Annotated in this window: 21 protein-coding genes; 16 read left to right on the top strand and 5 right to left on the bottom strand. The window is 45.9% G+C overall.

The window, feature by feature from the left end; genetic code table 11:
- Positions 1-297: 297 nt before the first annotated feature.
- Positions 298-684, bottom strand: coding sequence for a large-conductance mechanosensitive channel protein MscL (mscL, locus tag ACLUWI_RS08815; protein WP_074505188.1), 387 nt, complete (start codon positions 682-684; stop codon positions 298-300).
- Positions 685-887: 203 nt separating this feature from the next.
- On the opposite strand from mscL, the gene ACLUWI_RS08810 reads away from it, so the two are divergent.
- On the top strand, positions 888-2228 hold the full coding sequence (locus ACLUWI_RS08810) for a glutamate--cysteine ligase (protein WP_412147006.1): 1341 nt from the start codon (positions 888-890) through the stop codon (positions 2226-2228).
- Positions 2229-2306: 78 nt separating this feature from the next.
- Here ACLUWI_RS08810 and ACLUWI_RS08805 read toward each other — a convergent pair whose 3' ends face one another.
- Positions 2307-3056: a gamma-glutamyl-gamma-aminobutyrate hydrolase family protein gene (locus ACLUWI_RS08805; RefSeq protein ID WP_412147005.1), complete on the bottom strand. Its 750-nt coding sequence runs from the start codon at positions 3054-3056 to the stop codon at positions 2307-2309.
- Positions 3057-3546: 490 nt separating this feature from the next.
- On the opposite strand from ACLUWI_RS08805, the gene ACLUWI_RS08800 reads away from it, so the two are divergent.
- The 6 genes from ACLUWI_RS08800 (at position 3547) to ACLUWI_RS08775 (ending at position 10238) form a co-directional block, all read left to right on the top strand.
- On the top strand, positions 3547-4509 hold the full coding sequence (locus tag ACLUWI_RS08800; RefSeq protein WP_412147004.1) for an aspartate carbamoyltransferase catalytic subunit: 963 nt from the start codon (positions 3547-3549) through the stop codon (positions 4507-4509).
- Position 4510: 1 nt separating this feature from the next.
- Positions 4511-5791: a dihydroorotase gene (locus ACLUWI_RS08795; protein WP_412147003.1), complete on the top strand. Its 1281-nt coding sequence runs from the start codon at positions 4511-4513 to the stop codon at positions 5789-5791.
- 127 nt (positions 5792-5918) lie between these two features.
- Positions 5919-6719 (top strand): hypothetical protein, encoded by an 801-nt coding sequence (locus tag ACLUWI_RS08790; RefSeq protein WP_412147002.1) that lies wholly within the window; start codon positions 5919-5921, stop codon positions 6717-6719.
- A 170-nt stretch (positions 6720-6889) separates the two neighbouring features.
- Complete coding sequence (locus ACLUWI_RS08785; protein WP_412147001.1) at positions 6890-7159, top strand: ACT domain-containing protein; 270 nt, start codon at positions 6890-6892, stop codon at positions 7157-7159.
- A gap of 10 nt (positions 7160-7169) precedes the next feature.
- Positions 7170-8513 carry a PFL family protein gene (locus ACLUWI_RS08780; RefSeq protein WP_412147000.1) on the top strand — a complete coding sequence of 448 codons (1344 nt, stop codon included), beginning with the start codon at positions 7170-7172 and terminating at the stop codon, positions 8511-8513.
- A 144-nt stretch (positions 8514-8657) separates the two neighbouring features.
- Positions 8658-10238 carry a PucR family transcriptional regulator gene (locus tag ACLUWI_RS08775; RefSeq protein WP_412146999.1) on the top strand — a complete coding sequence of 527 codons (1581 nt, stop codon included), beginning with the start codon at positions 8658-8660 and terminating at the stop codon, positions 10236-10238.
- 321 nt (positions 10239-10559) lie between these two features.
- Here the strand turns inward: ACLUWI_RS08775 and ACLUWI_RS08770 are convergent, their stop codons facing one another.
- Together ACLUWI_RS08770 and ACLUWI_RS08765 are read right to left on the bottom strand one after the other, a co-directional pair.
- A complete protein-coding gene (locus ACLUWI_RS08770) occupies positions 10560-11789 on the bottom strand; it encodes an MFS transporter (protein WP_412146998.1) in 1230 nt (409 codons plus the stop codon).
- A gap of 44 nt (positions 11790-11833) precedes the next feature.
- Complete coding sequence (locus ACLUWI_RS08765) at positions 11834-13198, bottom strand: DHA2 family efflux MFS transporter permease subunit (RefSeq protein ID WP_412146997.1); 1365 nt, start codon at positions 13196-13198, stop codon at positions 11834-11836.
- Positions 13199-13386: 188 nt separating this feature from the next.
- On the opposite strand from ACLUWI_RS08765, the gene ACLUWI_RS08760 reads away from it, so the two are divergent.
- The 9 genes from ACLUWI_RS08760 (at position 13387) to ACLUWI_RS08720 (ending at position 21558) form a co-directional block, all read left to right on the top strand.
- Entirely contained in the window at positions 13387-14241 is an 855-nt protein-coding gene (locus ACLUWI_RS08760) for a metallophosphoesterase family protein (RefSeq protein WP_412146996.1), read from the top strand.
- A gap of 177 nt (positions 14242-14418) precedes the next feature.
- A complete protein-coding gene (rpsN, locus tag ACLUWI_RS08755) occupies positions 14419-14688 on the top strand; it encodes a 30S ribosomal protein S14 (RefSeq protein WP_412146995.1) in 270 nt (89 codons plus the stop codon).
- Positions 14689-14810: 122 nt separating this feature from the next.
- Complete coding sequence (locus tag ACLUWI_RS08750) at positions 14811-16130, top strand: PTS transporter subunit EIIC (RefSeq protein WP_412146993.1); 1320 nt, start codon at positions 14811-14813, stop codon at positions 16128-16130.
- Positions 16117-17025, top strand: a complete 909-nt coding sequence (locus tag ACLUWI_RS08745; protein WP_412146992.1) for an alpha/beta hydrolase — start codon at positions 16117-16119, stop codon at positions 17023-17025. Before ACLUWI_RS08750 ends, ACLUWI_RS08745 begins: the two co-directional genes overlap by 14 nt.
- A 95-nt stretch (positions 17026-17120) precedes the next feature.
- A complete protein-coding gene (locus ACLUWI_RS08740) occupies positions 17121-17618 on the top strand; it encodes a hypothetical protein (protein WP_412146991.1) in 498 nt (165 codons plus the stop codon).
- A 305-nt stretch (positions 17619-17923) separates the two neighbouring features.
- Positions 17924-19033 (top strand): non-hydrolyzing UDP-N-acetylglucosamine 2-epimerase, encoded by a 1110-nt coding sequence (gene wecB, locus ACLUWI_RS08735; protein ID WP_412147007.1) that lies wholly within the window; start codon positions 17924-17926, stop codon positions 19031-19033.
- A gap of 15 nt (positions 19034-19048) precedes the next feature.
- Positions 19049-19480, top strand: a complete 432-nt coding sequence (locus tag ACLUWI_RS08730) for a hypothetical protein (protein WP_412146990.1) — start codon at positions 19049-19051, stop codon at positions 19478-19480.
- 96 nt (positions 19481-19576) lie between these two features.
- On the top strand, positions 19577-20767 hold the full coding sequence (locus ACLUWI_RS08725; protein ID WP_412146989.1) for a glycosyltransferase family 2 protein: 1191 nt from the start codon (positions 19577-19579) through the stop codon (positions 20765-20767).
- On the top strand, positions 20764-21558 hold the full coding sequence (locus tag ACLUWI_RS08720; RefSeq protein ID WP_412146988.1) for a hypothetical protein: 795 nt from the start codon (positions 20764-20766) through the stop codon (positions 21556-21558). Before ACLUWI_RS08725 ends, ACLUWI_RS08720 begins: the two co-directional genes overlap by 4 nt.
- A gap of 70 nt (positions 21559-21628) precedes the next feature.
- Here ACLUWI_RS08720 and ACLUWI_RS08715 read toward each other — a convergent pair whose 3' ends face one another.
- Positions 21629-22309 (bottom strand): DUF554 domain-containing protein, encoded by a 681-nt coding sequence (locus ACLUWI_RS08715; protein WP_412146987.1) that lies wholly within the window; start codon positions 22307-22309, stop codon positions 21629-21631.
- Between the last annotated feature and the right edge of the window lie 224 nt (positions 22310-22533).

The following is a 22533-nucleotide window of genomic DNA, read 5'->3' as shown; positions in this document are numbered from 1 at the left end:
CTAGCCATTTTATTATCGTTCAGCCACGTTATGATAATGGGACTGAACGATTTTTTGATTTAGGAAAAGTTGAATTGAACGACTCAAGCATAAACTACATAATCAGTAATCGAATTATTGGTATTCCGAAACCGTTTATGAGATTGTCAAATGCGAATTGGATGTTGAAAGATTTATACCCCCAAACTGCTGTTAAGTATTTTGGGGAAATCGTCAGCAGCTTTGGCGACATATTAATAAAAAAACACGCTGCCCTAGCCATATCGAGGTTGGGGCAGCATGTTTTTAGCTGGTGGATTATTTTTGCTGGTCTTTTAAAAGCTCAACGATTTCGGCTAGGTATTTTTCCTCAGCACTTGGCTCAGGAGCAGTGGGTTCTTCTTTATGGCGAAGCATTAACTTATTCACCAACTTCACGATTAAGAAAACTACAAAAGCAATAATCAAGAAATTAATAACTGCATTTAAAAAAGCCCCATAACGGAAATGTGCTTCCCCAAAACTAAAGACAAGGTTGGAAAGATCGATCTTGCCTAAAAAGATTCCGATTAAAGGGTTAATCAGATTTTTAACCAGGGAATTCACGATGGCAGTAAAAGCTGAACCAATGATTACCCCGACGGCCATATCCATAACATTACCGCGTGAAATAAAATCTTTAAATTCTTGCAACGTTTTTTTCATTTAATTATCTCCTGTTCTTTCAGAGTAACATTAAAATTATAGGATAAATTGACAGGCGGAGCAAACATTAATTTAAGCGAGTTTTTTTGATTAAAGTTGTTATGGCTGTTAAACTTAATTAAGTGACGAATTATCGCTTGTAAAAATAAGAAGATTGATTGTATAATATTAGAAATTTTTAATTTAAGAGGGGAATTCTAATTATGTTCAGTCAAATTGGTGAACTCATTTTTAATAATGAGGCCGTTGCTAAGACTTCTGATTTTACAATGGGGTTGGAAGTTGAGATGCAGCGAGTGGATGAAACCGGCAATGTCAGTCAAGAACCATACCCGGCCGCGATTGGCGATGAAAAGACCAACCCTTGGCTGACCAATGATTATTTGGAAACGATGCCTGAAATGGTAACACCGGCTGCCAGCCACTCTTTGGATGCAATGCACTACCTTTATAAAATTAATAATGCCTTGCGTGCGGCACTGGCTCCTGGAGAACTGCTCTGGCCGCTGTCAATGCCGCCTAAACTGCCAGCTGATAAGTCGCAGCTGCGTTTGGCAAAGATGGGTCCCAAAAAAGAGGCGTATTTGAAAGAGTGGACCAAGCGTCATAGCTATTCAGAAGGGACGCCGTGTGGAGTACACATTAATCTAAGCATTGATCAGCATATTATTGATTTGGTTAAGGACGGTTTTCCTGATAAATTTAAAGATGAAAAGGCAGTTCGCAACTATTTGTACGCGGTGTTAGCCCAAGGATTCGTTCGCTATCGCTGGTTTATTACTTACCTGTTTGGTGCCAGCCCGATTGCCGAGGCTAATTATTTTGAAAAAGGGCAGGGATTTGATCATCCAGTCCGCAGCATTCGCCAAAGTTCATATGGGTTTGGAACCAAATTTAAAGGTGACTATACTGATGTTCAAAGCTACGTTGATCGAATTGAAGACGGGGTTAAGCAAGGTATCTTGACTTCAGATTATGAATTTCATGGCAGCGTGCGGTTCAAAGGCAATACCAACCTTAAGGAACTGCCCAAGACTGGGGTTGAATATATTGAGCTGCGCATGCTTGATTTGGATCCTAGCAGTTCAGTTGGCGTCAGAACGGACACACTGCGGTTTATTCGCCTGCTGGCCAGCTATTTTATTATGCACCCAGCCCTGCCGCTTGCAGAGGTTAATCGAGTTCTGGATAATGCCGATGAGATGAATGATGTGGTGGCTAAAGAACTGCCAACTGAGCCTTGTCATTATCAAAACAAGGCTTTGGCAATGATCAAGAGTCTGGAGCGCTATGCCAACCAGATTCAGCTAGGACCAGAATTTTCCGAGATCTTAGAGGATTTGGAAGACCGGATTATCAATCCAAAGACCACGCCAAGCGCTAAACTGATGAACTACGTCGAAAACGGTTCTTTGGAAAACTATGCATTGCGGCGGGCGCGTCGCTATCAAGAAGCGGCCATGGAATCGCTGCATCCGTTCCAAGGCTTTGCCGGCGATCATATTCCAGATGCCGACGAACTGAAGCGCGAACTTGATAAATAAGCCTGCAAGATTTAAAAATAACAAAAACAGCGCTATTCCAGCCTTTAAGCTGAGGTAGCGCTGTTTGCTTTAACTATTTTAATTGTTGACGTGGTGGCGGTTGGCCGCTACTTTAGCTGAACGACGGATAAAGTCGCCAAACAAAGCCTGTGATTCGCGATAATGCTTGTACATGTTTTCCGGATGCCATTGAACAGCCAGAATCTGGTCACTGTCGCGCGATTCCAAGGCCTCAATAACTAGGTCTTGAGCCTGCGCAACCACCTTAAGCGAAGGAGCAACGCGATCAATGGCTTGATGGTGTCGTGAATTGATAAAAGGATGCTTGCCAACCAGCTTGTAGAGACGGCTGTCCAGATCAACGTCGATGTGATGCGAAGGCAGATTGCCTGGTGCGCCTTGAACATGCTTTAAATGAGCGTCTGGATTTTCGGAAAGGTCCTGATATACGGTTCCGCCCAGACCGATATTGATTAGCTGCATACCGCGGCAGATTCCCAAAATGGCCTTGCCGGACTGAACCGCTCCCTTGAGCAGTGCAATCTCAAACAGGTCCCGTTTACGATAGGTCATTCCCAGATTCATGTGCGGCTCTTGACCGTAAAATGTTGGATCGACATCGGCCCCGCCAGCAAAAACAACCCCGTCAAAGGTCTCCAGATATTCAGGCGCTAAGTCAGGCTGTACGCTTGGGAAGATAATTGGCACGCCTCCTGATTTAACGACGGCTTCAATAATCGGTCGTGGCGCAAATGGAGCATTGCGCTCGTTGATAACGTTAGTAGCTTCAGTCAAGGTTGCGGCTGGAATCGCAATTTTTGGTTTCATTAGAAAATCCCCCATTTGCAAAAATCTTATTAGAATGAACTTATCATATTTAATCAGAAAAAGTACAGTTAAATGCTGAAAAATATTAAAAAAAGATGATAAAGCGATTAATGAAACAGCCAGTACTGATTGGCCGTTGCTTTTAATTTTTTTGAAAATTGGTCGTAATCGCTGAAATAAAGGCATTTGGTAACTAGAAAGCTGAATTTTCATAACGATTTACTAAAAAAACGCAATTGACAAAGTGACCAACAGCGAGTATCTTTATTTGCGATGAATGAATGTCCTTTAAGTTTAGTCCAGAGAGGCTAGCAAGGAAACGAATTAAATTGCGGCATGATGAATGCTGTTTTCGTTGAACGCTGCCCTCAAGTAAGGGTGGCGTTTTTTTAAGGGCAAATTCACAAAGGAGGATTTTTGATCCGCCATTTAAAGGACGACAGTGAGCGTCCAAACGGTTGCTCGTGAATTTAAGGAAGGATTTTTTCAAATGTTAGAACCTATGAACCTTGTCCGCTTAGAAAACTTTGTTAGTGTAGAAGACCTGTCAGCTGATGAAGTCAACGCTTTGATTGCTCGTGCAGAATACTTCAAGCGCGGTGGTGCCGTGCCAAAGCTGAACAAGCCGGTCTATGTCGTTAACGGCTTTTTTGAAAACTCTACTCGGACGCATACCAGCTTTGCCGTGGCTGAACGTAAGCTGGGCTTGACGGAGATTCCATTTGATCCGACGCATTCTTCAGTTAAGAAGGGTGAGACGCTGTACGACACGATGTTGACGATGACGGCACTGGGAATTGATCTGGCGGTTATTCGTCACAGTGAAAACAACTACTATCAGCCATTGATCGACACTAAGGAAGGCGAACAGGCTAACATTGGAATCGTCAATGCTGGTGATGGTTCTGGCCAACATCCATCACAATGTCTGCTGGATGTGATGACGATTCATGAACAATTTGGTACCTTTAAGGGCCTTAAGATTGCCATTATCGGTGACATCAGCCACTCCCGCGTTGCTCGCAGTAATGCTCAGCTGCTCAATAAACTGGGTGCCGAAGTCTACTTCTCTGGTCCAAAATACTGGTTCAATGAAGACTTTACGCAATATGGTCAATACAAGCCGGTTGACGAACTGGTTGGCGAGATGGATGCCATCATGCTGCTGCGGGTTCAGCATGAACGCCTTTCCAACGAAGATGCTCATGAAAAGGACTTCAGCAAAGAAGCCTACCATGAAAAGTACGGCATGAACCAAGATCGCTACAACAAGATGAAAGACAATGCCATCATCATGCACCCAGGTCCAATCAACCGTGGCGTTGAACTGGCCAGTGAACTGGTTGAGGCGCCTAAGTCCGTCTTCTTCCGTCAGATGCAAAACGGGGTCTTCATGCGGATGGCAATGATTGAAGCAGTTCTGCGCGGTCGTAAGTTGGGTGGTTTGGAATAAGATGACGACAAAACTGATCAAAGGTGGTACGGTTTTCGTAAACGGCCAGTTGGTTAAAACGGATGTCCGGATTGCTGATGGCAAGATTCAAGCGATTGGCAACGATCTGCCAGCTGCTGATGAAACGATTGATGCCACGAACAAATTAGTAGCACCAGGACTGGTCGACGTTCACGTACATTTCAGAGAACCTGGTCAAACGTATAAGGAAACCATTGAAGCCGGCAGCAAGGCAGCGGCTCATGGTGGCTTTACCACGGTTGGCGCCATGCCAAACGTTGATCCGGTACCGGACACACCAGCACGCATGCAGGCACAGACTTCTTTGAATCAAAAAGAAGGGGTCGTCCACATTTTCCAATATGGTGCAATCACGCATGGTCGGACCAGTGAAGAGCTGGTTGATTTTCATGGTCTTAAGCAGGCAGGAGCCTATGCTTTCAGCAATGATGGCAGCGGTGTTCAGACGGCTGGCACCATGTATCAAGCCATGGAAGGTATTGCTAAAGAAAATATGATTCTGGCAGCCCATGTTGAAGACGACTCGCTGTTATTTGGCGGAATCATGAATGCTGGCAAACGAGCAGAAGAATTGGGATTGCCAGGCGCCCCCAGCGTTTCAGAATCTGCGCAGGTTGCTCGTGATCTGGTTTTAGCCAATGCAACGGGGATTCACTATCACATCTGTCATGTCTCGACTAAAGAAAGTGTTGCCATGGTGCGGTTTGCTAAGGCGCAAGGCGTCAACGTAACCTGCGAGGCATCACCCCATCATCTGCTGCTGGCTGACCAAGATATTCCGGCTAACAACTCATACTACAAGATGAACCCGCCGCTGCGGCATGAAGATGATCGCCAGGCTTTGATCGAAGGGCTGCTTGATGGCACGGTTGATATGATCGCGACTGACCATGCACCGCATTCCAAAGCTGAAAAGCCTAAAGATGACATGCGGGGAGCCGCTAATGGGATTACTGGCAGTGAAACGGCTTTTCCAATGATGTACACTAAGTTTGTCAAAGGCGGTATCTGCACCTTGGAACAATTATTGAATTGGATGAGCACCAATCCGGCTGATATTTTTGGTCTCCATGAAGCTGGTCATTTGGAACCAGGCAAGCCGGCTGATATCGTAATCTTTGATTTAACCACGCAACGAACGCTCAATGAGGCTGATTATCTTTCAAAAGGCGTTAATAATCCATTTACTGGAGAACGGGTTTATGGCACGGCTGATTTGACGTTGGTTGATGGCGAGGTTGCTTATCAGCGTGAAAACTAAAAATTAAATCAAAACCAGATCGAAGCCGCGGTCTGGTTTTTTTTATTCTCAAACATTTGTTCGTAACTGACTAACATGTTAAAATGAGATACCAAATTAGAATTAGGAAAAGAAAATGGTGAGATTTTTGAAGACAATAACTTGGCAAGACATCATTCGAATGCTGAACAGTGATGTCTACTTATATGAACTGGGGCGAAAATGGGGAAATGATTTTTTAACTTCCGAACAGCGGGCTACCATGATTCGTAAATATCAAAACGAGCTTTTGGACCTGCAGACGGATCTGGCGGATTATACCAACCTGCCGTTGCCTGACAGTGCGACTTTGATTGGTATTTTTATGGCCCGTTGCGTGATTGCAGAATTGGTTGAGCAAGAGCCAGTTGCCAATGATGAGATTTTATTGGTCAGCTATAATTCAGAGCCGGATCAGTTTGATGCACACTGGACGGTTATGATCTATGATCCGATCGCTGACGAAGAAACGATTGGCGTGGCAGAGCTCTCCTATGCTGAAGTTTTTGGCATGAGGGTGGCAATCGATGACGATGCTGATTTTTTGGACGGGTTGGCGGCCTTGTTTAATGAGCTCACCAAAATGGGCCTTTATGATTGGGAACGCAACGCAATGATTTATAAACAGACAGCTACACAACAGGCAGTTGAAGTCGCCATGGCCAATTTTATGGAACAATCTCACCAAATTGCGCTGTTTTTGGATGAGTACGTGACTACTCATCCCGATGATCGGCAGCTGCCGGATGAAATTGCCTTGTTTTGGCCGTTGACTACCGGTATTATGGTGCCTTTGGATGAGAGTGATCCTAATAGCCCGCTGGTTTCTACAATGAAGCAGGATCCTAAACTGTTGGCGAAATTTAAGCTGCGGTTTGGCCAGGCATTTCGTAAGTTTAAGGGAAAATAGAAAAAATATAATTAAAGTTCGTACTTTATTGGCTTGGCAATTTGAGTATCGTGAATAATTTTAAATAACATTAAAATAAGCGCAGATTATTAATTGATTTATTAAAAATGTTCGTCAAATATGTTAAGATAAATGTAATCATTTTCTAAACGCATTTGAGGAGGAATATTATGCGGGCAATTTTAACTACGATCGGTAAGGATAAAACTGGGATTATTGCAGGGGTCAGCAACTATCTAGCTCAAAACGACATCAATATCGTTGACGTTTCCCAAACCATTATGGACGGCTACTTTACGATGATGATGATGGTCGATGTGAACGATGCCGCTGCTGACTTTGAAAAGCTGACTCAAGAACTGAACGCCTTGGGTACTAAGCTAGGCGTCGATATCAACATTCGCAACCAAGAAATGTATGACGCTATGCACCAGCTATAGGAGGCCTGTTTTGGAAACTGAAAAAATTATGGAAACGGTTCGCATGGTCTCTGAGGAAAAACTGGACCTGCGAACGATTACGATGGGGATTTCACTGCTTGATTGTATCGACAGCGACAGTGATCGAGCCTGCCAAAAGATTTACGACAAGATTACGACAAAAGCCAAGGATCTGGTGCGGGTTGGCGAGGAGATCGAAACTGAATTCGGCATTCCAGTTGCCAACAAGCGCATCACGGTGACGCCAATCTCGCTGATTGCCGCGGCCTCTGGCGATCACGATTATGTCAAGTATGCACTGGCTTTGGATCGTGCTGCCAAGGCAGTAGGCGTTGACTTTATCGGTGGCTATTCAGCATTGGTTCAAAAGGGCTATCAGAATGGCGACAAGACGTTAATTAAGTCGCTACCCGAAGCTTTGACACAGACAGATCTGGTTTGTGCATCTGTTAATGTTGGCTCCACGCGGACAGGGATCAACATGGATGCCGTCAAGGAAATGGGTGAGGTCGTTAAAAAAGCCTCAGAACTAGACTATATGAACAATGCTAAAATGGTGATCTTCTGCAATGCGGTCGAAGACAATCCGTTTATGGCAGGTGGCTTTCATGGTGTAGGCGAGTCTGATGTCGTTATCAACTGTGGGGTCTCGGGGCCTGGCGTTGTCAAGTCGGCGCTTGAAAAGGTTAAGGGCGAATCGATGGACGTCGTAGCCGAAACCATTAAAAAGACGGCCTTTAAGGTTACACGGATGGGGCAATTGGTTGGGACCACGGCTGCCAAGCGTTTAGGTGCTAAGTTTGGGATCGTTGACCTTTCGTTGGCCCCCACGGCAGCGATTGGCGACTCAATTGCCGAGATTCTGGAAGAAATTGGTCTTTCAAGCGTTGGTGCGCATGGAACGACTGCGGCTTTGGCGATGCTTAACGATGCTGTTAAAAAGGGCGGCATTATGGCTTGCAGTCACGTCGGTGGACTTTCCGGCGCCTTCATTCCGGTTTCTGAAGATGCAGGGATGATCAAAGCCGTAAACGCTGGCTACCTGAATGTTTCTAAGCTGGAGGCCATGACGGCAGTCTGCTCGGTTGGGCTTGATATGATCGCGGTGCCTGGTGACATTGAAGCTTCAACTATCAGTGGGATGATTGCCGATGAAGCTGCAATTGGGATGATCAATGCCAAAACGACGGCGGTTCGGGTGATTCCGGTTCCTGGCAAAAAGGTGGGCGATACGGTTGAATTTGGTGGCCTGTTGGGTTATGCGCCAATCATGGATGTCAGTCATGCTTCTTCAGCTGCCATGATCAGTCGCGGTGGCACGATTCCAGCACCGGTTCACAGCTTTAAAAATTAACGATAATGGTAAAGATCGTACTTGTCTGTTTAAATTGACAATTAACGGTCTTTTTTTTATTCTTAAATGAGAAATTGCGGTTTTATTCATAATATGTTATCATTATTCTAATATTTTTTTAATTTGGAATTGGAAGTGGAGAATATGAGTGTCCGGGTTCGTGATCTATTGAAGCTGCCGACTTTATCGCAGTCGCATATCGCAGCGGGCGAAGCAGGATTGGATCGCGTAGTTTCAACTGTATCGGTGATTGACTTTACAGCGACATCGGTAGCCCAACGAGAATTCTATCAGCCGGAAAATTCGGCTAATGAACAGCTGTTGCTGACCTCAATTGAACAAGACAACTATAATCTGGTAACGGATTGCGCAAAAATTGAACGGTTGGCCAAAACCGGTTGTGTCGGCGTGGTGATTTATTATGTTGGCGAGCGGGTGCCGAGCCTCCCTGCTGAAATTAAGGAAACGGCCGATCGTCTCAGATTTTTAATGATTTTTGCACAGGAAACGCAAAAGAACATGACCTATAGTGCCGTTATCTCTGAAATCATGTTTGCGATTTTCCAAGATCGGATGCGTCATCCCAGCTTTGCGCCGACGATTATCGGTCGCGTTTCGGCAATGCCGGAATATCGGCGCAGTGTTGGCGCGGTCTTAAAACTTTTGGCTGAACAGGTACAGGCCTCATTGGCAGTCATTGATGACCAAGGCGAGATTATGTACCGCGAGAACTGGCCTAAAGAAGCCGTTGTCAACTGGGAAAGTCTCTTGAACGTGGTTGAAAAGATCGATATGAATGGCGAACTGCCGGTAACTACTTCTGATGGTATGAAGATTACGCATTGGCACTTGCCAAACAGTGAGGATACGGTCTTGTTCGTTGGCAGACAGACGGTAACTAATCTGACGTGCGAGCGGGTGGCTGAAACGCTGCAGACGGCTTTGAATCTTTGGGGTGGTCAGAATCAAGATGATCAAAATCTGATTTGCGCGATCATTCAAGGGCAAGTCGTTCGTGCCGCCAAACTGGGTCGTCAGCACAGCTTTGAGCCTAAAAATACGCAGGCTGCCTTGATTGTCAGCTGTCCGAATGACATTAATAAAGCCAAGTTGAAAAAATGGGTTGATCAGCTGACTGAACAATATACCGACCAACTGATCAGTGACTGGTATAACGACCACTTGATTATATTGTTAGAAAAGACGCTTTCTTATCAAAACTGGCAGAGCTGGAAAGCTGATTTTAAAAAAGGCGATCAGCAATTGACCGCTCAATGTGTTGTAGTTCAAGCCGCCCTGGTTGATGGCTTTGGCGGTATTCAAAGACTGTATCAGCTGGTTAGTCAATACTTGCCGACAGCCCGTACGATCTTGCCGTATCGCTTGTTTTTCAATCAAGCTGATCTGGAGTTTGCGCGGGGCTGTCAAAGAGAGCTGCAGGAAGAAGGTACTGAGGTCATTCGCTGGCAAAAACGGCTGGACTCTATGCAGCATAATCTGGTAGAAACGTTGATGGCCTTTTTGCTTGATACACCACAGAATATTGAACAGGCTGGTGATCTGCTTTACGTTCACCGAAATACGATCAAATACCGGCTTAATAAGATCAGCAATCGATTGGGCTTTGTTCCCGGCGTCATGCCCGAATCGTTTGAACTCTATCAAGCTTTGGGCGTCCATCGACTTTTGCGCGGCAATGATGACCCAAGCGAATTGGGCAAATGAAACAAGTAAAAAGAAAAATTTTGGTTGACGTGCCTAATGACAAGCAATGATTTTATTCGTATAATGTTACGTATAGTTAGAAATCTATCTGCGAACGAAGACTTCTAATTAGTTGTCAGCGTCGGCAAGCGCTGGCACACTTCAAATTTTCCTAATTCCGAGAGTAGTCAGAGAAAAGCCTTGACATAAAGGCTTTCTGGCTGCTCTTTAATTTTGGCCAACAGAAAAAGTCAACCGAAACAGCTTGCTGATAAAGCATTTTTTAGATAAGCGCTTATAAAAAAACATCACCTGGCAATAATGTCAAGTGATGCTTTTATCTTAATTGATAGTTTTAGTACGATGCCTTGTCAGATAGACCAGCAAAAAGTCCAGCAGCAGGGTACAGCCAGTAATAGCGAAGACGGCTGAATAGCTGAACAGGCCAGAGATGGTTGAGCCAAGTAGCGCGCCAAGTACGGAGCCAGCCGCTTGAAATGATTGATTATAGCTGAAGACCCGGCCAAAAGCCTCGGTTGGCACTTCCAAGGTCAGAATTGTCTGAGCAGCCGGCATCAAAGCCGCGTTGGCAAACCCAAGCAAAAAGCGCCAGAACGCTAGCATCCAAGGCGAATTGGTCAAGGTCATCGGGATAAAAAGGACGGCCGCAATAAGCAAGCCAGCCGTTAAGACTTTTTGCGGACCAATGCGATCCATGGTATGGCCAACTTTAGAAGCGGCTACGAGATTTCCTAGCCCTGGGGTAGCAGCGACAATCCCCGCGACAAATGCGATATTGCCGGTATCATGCATCATTTCCTTAACATAGAGCGAAACGATAGGGTTGATTGACATTACCGATGACTGTACCAGCATGGTTGTGACAAACATAACCACAATTAATTGAACATTGTCGATTTGGCCCATTAATTCGCGCATGGGCTTCATATTTTCTTTTTTTATCGGCGTAAACTTTTCTTTAACCAGAATCGAAGTAGCGATAAAAACACCAAACATCAATCCGCCGGTAATAAAGAATGGAATTCGATATCCCAAGGCGCTTGATAGGGTTCCGCCCAAAAGCGGTCCGATCAGGTTGCCGGTAACGCCTGCTGTCGTCATGGCTGACATTACCCAACCAGATTTGCTGTGGGGAGTCTCACCAGCCATCAAGGCAATTGAGTTGTTGATATAGCCAGAGAACGCGCCCTGTAAAAAGCGCATGCCGATAATCATCCAGACGTTGACTGAAAGTCCAGTCAAAAAAATCGTACAGGCCATAACGCCAGAAGCCCGCATACACATCAGCTTGCGGCCCTTGCGATCGGCAAGACTGCCCCAGTATGGCGAAACGATTGCCTGGGAAATAAAAGTTGCCGCAAACGCCATACCAGAATAAATGTTAAGCTCAAAACGCGAGAAATGCCCCAGTTCATTGATAAAAAGCGAGATGAACGGCATGGTCATCGAGTAGCCCATTCCAGTAATAAAACAGCCAAACCAAAGTGTATAAAAAGTCTGGTGCCATTTACTGGGCAGTTCGTGATGGGTACCGATATCTGAGTCTTGCAAAAAATCACCCTCCAATCAGATTTTAACTAAATCAATGAGCAGGATTAGCCCAGCTGACGCTTCTGCCAGCCAAGGTAGCGATAAAAAATCACCAGCATCAAAACAGCTAGGATAACGGTTACCCACATAGCTGCCCGAACGCCAATTGTCAATGAAGCCGGTAAGCCAGAGATAACGACCAAAAGCGTGACTGAAGCTGCCCCGCAGGCTTGCCGCAATGTGTTGTTAAGTGCGGTTCCGTGACTGTTTTCATGAGGTGCCAGCTGCGAAAAGGCTTCGGAAAGGGCGGGATTAAACAAAAATGAGTTGCCGATCAGCCGAATCATGTAAGCAACGGTCAGCACCCAGACTGGCATATGGGCACTGACATGAACCAGTGGAATCGAAGCCAAAAGCGTCAAGATACCGCCAATCGTAATCAACCATTTAGGACCGTATTGATCGTACAGTCGACCAGCAATTGGCGCGAACAAGGCATTGCAGATGGCACCAGGCAACAGAATCAAGCCAGATTCAAAGCTGCCGATGTGCATCACGTTTTGCGTAAAGATCGGCAGCAGCTGTTCGGTCCCTAGCAGAATCATAAATGCGCAGCAGCCGACCGCTGTCATCATTCGAAATGAAGGATAGCGGATGATCTGGACTTTCAGCATTGGATCGGCCATGTGTAGCTGGCGCTTGACAAAGTACCAGATAATGATCAGCCCAATTAACAGCATGGCCAAGCCAATCAGCAAGTTGATTTCAAAAACTGTCAGACTGCCCAGAATCAGTGAAGACCCGATTAAAGAGATCAAGACCGACACCAGATCGATTTTGATGGGCCGTGGCTGAGAGAAGTTGGGCATCTTAAAGAATGCGCCTAGCCAAACCAAAAGCATCAGCGGCAAGACAAAAATAAAGATGTAGCGCCATGAGAAGTATTCCAGAATCAGTCCAGATAAAGAAGGTCCTAAAGCAGGTCCGGAAGCAATCACCAGACCGGACATCCCCAAAACCGAACCGCGCTTTTCAGGTGGATAGATCGTAATCATCGTCGTCATCTGAAACGTCATTAAGATTCCGCCGGCACAGGCCTGAACCAAACGTGCCAGCAGCAGAAACCAAAAATTATCTGCCAGGCAGCCAATCAGCGTACCAACGATGAAGGTTCCGACTGTCGATAAAAAGACGCTGCGGTTGGTAAACCGTTCATAGATATTTGACGATAATGGCGTAACGACCCCGATCAGCAGCGTGTAGCCGGTTGTCAGCCATTGAGCGGTATTTAATGAGACATGCAGATCGTTTTTGATAACCGGCAAAGCAGTGACCATCATGGTTTGACTCGCCAGACTGATGAAACTGGCCACCAGCAAAATGATCGTTACGCTGCGACGAGTGCGCGCATCGACATTTATTGTGGGCATAACAGACTTCCTTTCATAAATATCAAGCAACAAAAAAGCAGATTAAAGATATAATTTCACACCAGTCTAGTCTAGCATTGAAAGCGTCATGCAAAACAAGTCCGCAATGATGATTTTTCGATTTTTTTGCTCAGAGTTCAGCTAGGTTTGATATGATTATTCATGTGAATAAATAATGAGGTGACATGATGAGCAAGCGAATCGCGGTTTTTTCCGACGTGCACGGCAATCTGCATGCTTTGCAGGCAATGTATGCGGACAGTCTGCGCCATAATGTTGATGAATATTGGTTTATTGGCGACTTATTGATGCCTGGCCCTGGCGTAATGGAGATCTGGCGGCTGATAAAAAAGATGCAGCCAAGCGTGATGGTACGCGGCAACTGGGATGATTTAACGGTCAAGGGCGTGCGGGGACAGATGGATCTTGAAAAGCCCTCGCGAATCTACTTTGCTCGTTTGGCCCAATACGTTGGCGAACATGTTTCTGCTGATGTGATTGATGAGATTGCCAGTTGGCCGCTGCATGTTGAAAAGCAGGCTGGCAAATTAAAGTTTGGCATCTCGCATAATTTGCCAACGCTAAACATGGGACAGGCGCTGTTCCCGACTAATTCGGTCGAACATTTTGATCAGTTGTTTGAAAATTTCGATCATCAAGATGTGGCTATCTATGCTCACGTTCACCACAGTCTGATGCGCTATGCCAGTGATGAGCGTTTGATTTTAAACCCGGGATCGATTGGGGAGCCGTTTAATGGCTGGTGGCCGCTGCAGCGTGATACAAGGGCTCATTATCTGATTTTAGAGGTTGACGATGATGGGATTGCTGAATTGGATTATCGTCATGTACCTTATGATCGCGAGTCGGAATATGAGCTGGCGGTTGAGGCAGATATTCCTTACCTGGAACTTTATAAACGGACGCTGGAAACTGGACGGGTCAACACGCACGATCAAGAGTTGCTTGATCAGATTAATCGTAAATGGGACTATCTGGCTGAGTACCAGGCTTATGCCGAACGGGTTAAGAAGCGTATCTGATGGGGCTGACAAACTGATTGCAGCTGCTTTTTTTAACACTGCCGATTTAATTACAAAAAGTAAGACGAAAAATTTGCATTCAAAATCGCAAATTGGCATAATAACAAACGAATGACTATGCAAATGTAAAAATCTTATTTTTTAATCAAAATGTACATTAAATATGGAGGGTAGAAAATGGCAAAAAAGTCTAAGATTGCCAAGCTCAAGCATCAAGAAGCGCTGGTCGAAGAGTACGCAGCCAAGCGAGCTGAATTGAAGGCCGCCGGTGATTATATCGGCTTGTCCAAGCTGCCGCGTAATTCAGCACCGGTTCGCCTGCATCACCGTGACCGCTTGGATGGCCGCCCGCATGCCTATATGCGCAAGTTTGGCTTATCACGGCTGAATTTCCGTGAGTTGGCCCATAAAGGTCAGCTGCCGGGCGTTAAAAAGGCCAGCTGGTAGTTAAAGTCGAAGGTTCATGATCTGCACTTGGCCGGTCATGAACCTTTTTAATTAGTGAAGATGTTGTAAGAATTATGTTCGCGCTATACTAGGATAAAATACTTAAAAGTGAGGTGGACTCCTTGCTGAATAAATTGGCAGAATGGACGGTGCGTCTCAACCAGCGCTCGTTTATTAAAATTACGCGGCAGACGCTGATGCTGCTGTTTCCAATTGCATATGTTGGTACTCTAGCGGTAATGCTGAAAAGGGCTTTTTTTGCTCCCGATAGTTTTTTCTATAATATTGCTGATTTAGGCGATATCATACCAGACTGGCTTTGGACTGGCATTACGGGGCTGACGGGCGGTCTGGCCAAGATTGCTTTTGGGATGTTTGGCGTAATGGCTGCCTATGCTGCGGCCCGCTATACCGCCAAACTATATCATCAGGATGCGCCGATGGCAGGAATGACCGGTTTTGCCACTATGCTTTTGTTGGCATTTCGCTATACGCGTACGAGCAGCCCCAACATGATCTCGTTTGACTGGAATCTTTTGAGCGTGCGCAGTGTCTTATTTGCGCTGATTGTTGGCTATGGTATTGGACAAGTCTATCGCTGGTTGGGAAAAGGTGGCGAACCCGGCGATCAGACGATTGAGACGTTGGAAAAAATGCAGCAGCGGGCTTTAAATGCCATCCGTCCGCTATTTTTTTCGTTGGCAGTCGGCGCGGCTCTAGGAGCATTATTCAACTGGCTAACTTTAAGTTCCTGGCTGGAGCTTGCCTACACCTGGCTGGAGAACTTTGGCCAGGGCAATCAGTCGCTTTGGGTGGCAATTCCCTTGATTGCCGTTTCATTATTAATGAGTTGGCTGGGAATTGGTGGGCCAACGATTAACACGGCTGCTCAAGGATTAACCGGCGCGGCGGCAGCCAATCTGAACTACGCGCTTCAGCATGGCTCAAGCTGGAACGTGCCATACAAATACCTAGCCGCTACGCTTTACAGCTCATTTGCTAACTTTGGCGGTGATGGGGTCATGCTGGCTTTAGTGATTGCCTTGATCATCGTTGGCCGGCAGCCTGAAATTCAGCGTCTGGCCCGATGGAATCTGTTACCGACCTTGTTTAACAGCAGCTATAGTCTGATGACTGGTTTGCCGGTAATCTTAAATCCCGTCTTCCTGCTGCCGTATCTGCTGCTGCCCTTGGCCAATCTTTTATTAAGCGCTTTGGCAACCTTAATGCATTTAATCCCGGCAACGCCTTATCCTCTGCCCATGGGGACTCCTGGACCATTGGCAGCATTTATCGGCTCCAATGGCGATTGGGAGGCACTGCTGTTTTCATTGGTGCTGCTGATTTTTGATGTCTGGGCATATATCCCATTCGTTCGTTTGGCGCTTGGTGCTGAACTTAAAACACAACAGATCGAGGCGGTGCATAATGCTGATTATTAATGATAAAGAACGTCGACGCAGTATGCGTTTATTGGCTTTTGTCGTAATTTTGCTGATTGTCCTGGCTTTTCCCGCCTATTTTTGGATGAAGGACAACAACCATTACCTGGCTCAGCGCAGTAAGGCCCAGATGTCACCGGTCATTATGATTCCAGGCAGTTCAGCCACCAAGAATCGCTTTGATGAAATGGTGACGCTGCTTAATAAAGACACCAGTCACAAGCACAGCCTATTAAAGATGGAGGTTTACAACAGCGGGAAGATTACATATTCCGGCAAGATCAGCCGTGGTGACAACGAGCCGATTATTGTTGTGGGTTTTCAAAACAATCATGATGGTTATGACAATATCAAAAAGCAGGCCAAAATGTTTGATGAAGCATTCAATGAGCTGGTTGACCAATATAAGTTCAATAATTTTAAGGCTTTTGGTCATTCCAACGGTGGCTTGATTTGGACCTTATGGCTGGAGAAATATTACGCGAAGTATTCAGACTATGTAAAGATTAAACGACTGATGACGGTCGGATCACCGTTTAATCTTAATGAAAGCTCAACCAGCAATCCAACGCAGATGTACACTTATTTCTTGAAGCATCGTGACAAGCTACCGTCAAGCCTGGATGTCTATTCAGTTTCTGGTGCCGATACCTATACTGAAGATGGCATCGTTAAATTAGGCAGCGTGAGAGCTGGGCGCTATATTTATCAAAAACAGGTTAAGCACTATACTGAGATGACGGTTACCGGTAGCAAGGCACAGCACTCGTCGCTGCCGCAGAATCGTCAGATCATTAGTTTGATTGAGGAATATCTGTTGGATAGTGATCAACCTAATGCCGTCAATAGTAAAAACAAACGGGTAAGTCACAGCTCTTCAGTTTCCAATCCATAAATTATGTTTGCAAAATAGTCCTGCTAAAGGTTATTCTAAATATAATGTTTAAAAATATTACGGTTTATTGGGGTATAAGCAAGCGGGGGATAACAATGAAAAGACAACAGCGTTTTGTCGAGATCATTCTATTATTGTTGCTGGCTTTAGTGGTTTCGTTTTGGGGGTATCGCAGCTATCGATTTATACAGGCGCATCCACTGGCCAATCGCGTTTATCGTTATCAAGCATCATCCGCAGCTAAAGCAGAATTGACCAGTACGCCCAGTGACTACCAGTACGTTGTTTTTGGCGATGGCAGATATCGGGGAAAATATATTAAAGTTGATAACCAACAACAGCTGCACCGAATTTTAAATCATCGGCAAGCCTATCAAGCAGCTTTTGACCAAAATGGTACGCGCTACCTGGTTCGTCATCGTCAGCTGCAGCTGGATTCGGGAAATGTTCCAGCTGGCGAGAGCTATGTTCAGACAACCAAGCGGACCTGGGTTGCTCAATCAGATCGGCATGATTTAGAGCAGACAGTAAACGACTCGTTAAAGCTGACCTCAATGCATGCTGATAAAAAGGCAGTCAGTTATCTTCCGTAGTTTTAGGTAACACTTAATACACAAAAATAAATAACCGTGTTAAGCATCTGAATTTTTCAGGTGCTTTTTTATTATTTTGCATAATGATTTGCAAATTAATGGCATATTCCTAAAAATTGAATTGGTCAATTTACGTTTTGTACATAAAGTAGGATTACTAAATATTATTTTTTTGACGTTAACTGTTTGTATATATTCATTTAATAAGCTAGATTCTTTGCATATATTAAAATAAAATTAAATTCATAAAGCCTTATTTTGTTAATAAGGCTTTTCAATTGAAAGATGAATTAGGAATGATTTTTATGGGTAAGAAACGAATCATGGTGATTTTTGGGACCCGACCCGAAGCAATCAAAATGGTTCCGGTAATTAAAGTGTTAGAAAAGACGGCTGAACTTGAGCCGATCGTGGTGGTGACCGGGCAGCACCGGCAAATGCTCGATCAGGTTTTGGAGGCCTTTGATATTTCGCCAGCTTTTGATTTGAACTTAATGAGTGATCAGCAAACGTTAACCAAAATTACGGTTAGCGTCTTGTCGCAAATGGAGCATCTGCTGCAAAAGACAAGACCGGATGCCATTTTAGTTCATGGTGATACGACGACGACATTGGCTGCCAGCTTGGCGGCTTTTTATCAACAGATTCCGGTTGGTCACGTTGAGGCAGGGCTGCGAACCTGGCAGAAATATGATCCGTTTCCTGAAGAGATCAATCGTCAGCTGACGGATGCCATTACACAGTGGTATTTTGCACCGACCGAACGGAGCCGGCAAAATCTGCTGAAAGAGCATCATAATGACCAGCAGATATACATAACGGGTAATACCGCCATTGACGTGCTGGCTCACACTATCAAAGATCAATGGCAAATGCCGATTCTTGATCAGATTCAACCGGATGCCAAGTTGATTCTTTTGACGATGCATCGTCGTGAGAATCAAGGAGCTCCGATGCAGGAAGCTTTTGGTGCCATCAATGATTTTGTTTTAAGCCACCCTGAAGTTGAAGTTGTTTTTCCGGTTCATTTAAGTCCCAATGTTCAAAAGGCAGCTCATCAAGCGTTTGATGATAATAATCGCGTTCATTTGATTGCACCTTTGAACGTTATCGACTTTCACAATTTAGCGGCTCGCAGCTGGCTGATCATGACGGATTCCGGCGGCATTCAAGAAGAAGCACCTTCTCTGGGAAAGCCGGTCTTGGTTTTGCGTGATACTACTGAACGTCCAGAAGGCGTTGCAGCCGGTACGCTCAAATTGGTCGGTACGGATGCCAAAGAGATTTCAAAATGGCTTAATGCATTTTTGAATGATCCGGCACGCTATGATCAGATGGCCAAAGCTCAAAATCCTTATGGTGACGGCCATGCTGCCGAGCGAATCGTGAACGTTTTGCGTCAGGAACTGAATTAAGAAAGGAAGAAAGTAATGAAGATCTCAAAGCTTTGCAAATATGCAGTTGTTCCAGCCGCCATTTTAATTTTATCGCAAACCGGTATCGGTAAGGCGGTTGCCGATACGCTGACACCGGCTGCGGTCAGCTCAACGGCTTCAGTTGGCCAGACCGCACAAAAAGGGACGACCGCATCAACTGCTAAGACGGCAACTAAGGCTCAAGGCGGCTCGGTTTCAGGCGATGGCTGGACGATTATTCCTGGCAAGCCCGGGATTCCTGGTAAACCTGGGATTCCCGGCAAGCCTGGCGTTCCTGGCAAACCTGGGATTCCTGGCATTCCAGGAGACGGTACGCGGGCAGCGACGGCGGCTACGGCAGCCACTGCCGCTACTGCGCCAACCGCCGCTACGGCTGCCACAGCGGCTACTGCCCCAACTGCAGCCACGGCAGTAAAGACTAAATAGTCCTTTAATCAGCAAAGGGGGTGATGATCGATCAATCAGATAATCTTTGAAACATCTTTTGCTGGTTTGGCAATTTATCTGATCTGGGTTTTCTTTTTGCTGGCACTTGGGCAAAACGGTCAGTCGATCAAAGAGACGGTACTGCCGGATTCATCGTACCGTTTATTGATTATGGTACCGGCAATGAATGAAGAAGCAGTCATTGAGCAAACGATGCGCCTGTTTCTTAGAGAAACCAAGATGCTGTCAAACATAAAAATGGTCATTATCGATGATGCTTCCAACGATCGTACGGCAACCATCGTCAGTCGTTTCATTGAGCAGCGAGGGCAGGGACGAATCCAGCTTTTGCAGCGCCATCATCCCGATGCCCAGACCGGTAAGGGGAACGCGCTTAACTGGGCCTATCGTCAGCTGATGCAGGGAAACAATGATGCCAGTCATCTGATCTGTGGCGTTTTGGATGCGGATGCCTATATGACGGCAAAAAGCTTTCGCAAAGTGATTCAGTATTTTGCCGATGATGAAAAGCTGGATTTGCTGCAGACGCGGGTAGGCATGCTTGAGACCAACAACTGGCTGCAGCTGATGCAAGATATTGAATTTACCGTAGTCAACGACTGGATTCAAAACACTCGTAATCGCCTAGGCAATGCGGCGGCTTCTGGTAATGGCCAGTTTATCCGGGTCAGTTCGGTATCCAGTCGCCAACCATGGGGCAACGCCTTGTTGGAGGATTTTGAGTTCAGTACCCGCTTTTTGATGCAAGGCAAAAAAACGCGATATGCCAGCGATGCCTTGGTTTATCAAGAAGCCATCGATAAGACACGGCCTTTTATTCGTCAGCGTTCACGGTGGACTCAAGGTGGGCTTGACTGCTTGTTTAGCTACTGGGGCAAGGTTTTGCGCAGCTCATTTATCAACATTGCCGCCAAATTTGAAATGACCTTTTATATGCTGATTCCGTTCATCACGATCTTTACGGGTGTTGCCAGTTTGATTGTAATGGGCTTTACGATCGTTAATCTGGATGATTATTGGCGACTGCTGGTACTGCTTATTTTAATTAACTTATTTTTCAGCAGCTATATTATCTTGCGGTATCAGAAAATGACCAGATCAAAACAGTATGGATTGTTGATTTGGACAGCATTAACTTTTGCTTTTTACAACTATCTGCTTTATCCAGCCATCATAATTGCCTTTTGCCGAAAAATCAGTGGTCAGACGCGTTGGGTAAAGACGACACATGGACTAAAGAAAAAAATTGGGAGGAAAGCCTCATGAAAAAATGGAAATCAACAATGATGGTGGCAGCTGCCGCTTTAGGGATGATCTTTGCTTTTGGGGATACGAACGCCAAAGCCGATGAAGTAACTGCATCAACAACGAACACAGAGCTTGTCCAGACGGCAGCGACCGCTCAAACTGCGGATCTGGGCCAGACTGCTGAAATTGCGCAGACGGCCAGCGAAGCTTTGACTAGTGACACAGCCTCAACCGCAAGTACGGCTGACACCGCCAGCACTGCTGCTACGGCACCAACTGCTGGCACCGCAGGCACTGCCGCTACGGCACCAACTGCCGGGACCGCAGGCACTGCCGCTACGGCACCAACTGCTGGGACCGCAGGCACTGCCGCTACGGCACCAACTGCTGGGACCGCAGGCACTGCCGCTACGGCACCAACTGCTGGCACCGCAGGCACTGCCGCTACGGCACCAACTGCCGGGACTGCAGGCACTGCCGCTACGGCACCAACTGCCGGGACCGCAGGCACTGCTGCTACGGCACCAACCGCGCCAACCGCACCAACTGCACCAACGGCTCCTACTGCGCCGACTGCACCAACCGCACCAACTGCACCAACGGCTCCTACTGCGCCAACCGCGCCAACCGCGCCAACCGCGCCAACTGCACCAACCGCGCCAACTTGCACCAATGTGGTTGTAATTGTTGTCGTTCGAGTTCACTACTTTAGCTGCTACAACTACCGCTACAGCTGCTACCCAGTATTTTCAATGCACCGAGCAGCTCGCGTTCACTACGCACATTGTGGCTGGTTCTTATTCTGCTAAACAACTATCAAAAATAACAAATAACGCTGTGTCAAGCTCGATGAAAGCTTAATACAGCGTTATTTATGTTTTACAAAATATTTTTAAATAAAAAGAACAAAAGCGGGCCTAATAAGGATGGCAACATATCCAAGGTTTTGAACTCTTTGATTTTTAACAGCGAAAATCCTGACGCGGCAATCAGAAAGCCGCCAACGATTGATTCCTCGACCACGAAGGCGCTGGAAAAGAAACTAGCGGACAGAAACTTGGCGATTAAAAAGATGCCGCCAAACCAGACTAAAACGATCGGTGTTTCTAAAAGCATCCCCCAGCCAAAGCCGGTTCCAAAAATAATGCCACAGACCAGCGTCAGCATGGCGTTGGTATAAAGCATGGTCTGATTACCATTGGTTGCGGCAACGACTGGTCCTAAGATGCCCAAAGCGCCAATGCAGTCTAAAAAGCTTGCCGTGGCCACGCCTTCGCCAAGCTTAGAGGTAAAACGCGTGCTGAGCCAGTGATTGGAACGATCGTCAAGTTGCCAATAGGTGCCTAACGGGATACCGACTGCCAGGCTGATAATAAAAAGGACAGGGTAGTTGCTTTTTGGCATGTTGCTGATGACCGACTGCAGTCCAACGCCTAGAGCAGCGAAACCTAATGCTATCCAGAGGGTCTCGATGTATTTTTCTTGTAAAAACTGCTTAAAAAAACAGCCGATTGCAGTACCGACAACTACCGCGCCAACGTTGGCCCAGATTCCAATCATTTTAAAAACCTCGCTTTAAGTTAATCTGCCAGACTGAGCATCATCAGCCAGACGATTTAAACATACTTAATTATTTTAGCTTATTTGGTTCCTAATTAAAAAGGATTTACCATATTACCGGGTTCAACCAGACTACGAGCGGTATTTTCAGCAGATCTTGCCAGCTAAAAAGGCTGACCGTGCCAGCAGCACAATCAGCCTAATGATTTGGGTGTGATTATTTA

Origin of the sequence: Limosilactobacillus mucosae (genome assembly GCF_046939755.1) — a bacterium.
Lineage (GTDB): Bacteria > Bacillota > Bacilli > Lactobacillales > Lactobacillaceae > Limosilactobacillus > Limosilactobacillus mucosae_A.
Note: the sequence above shows the minus strand (reverse complement) of the source record. Positions and strands in the feature narration are given on the sequence as shown.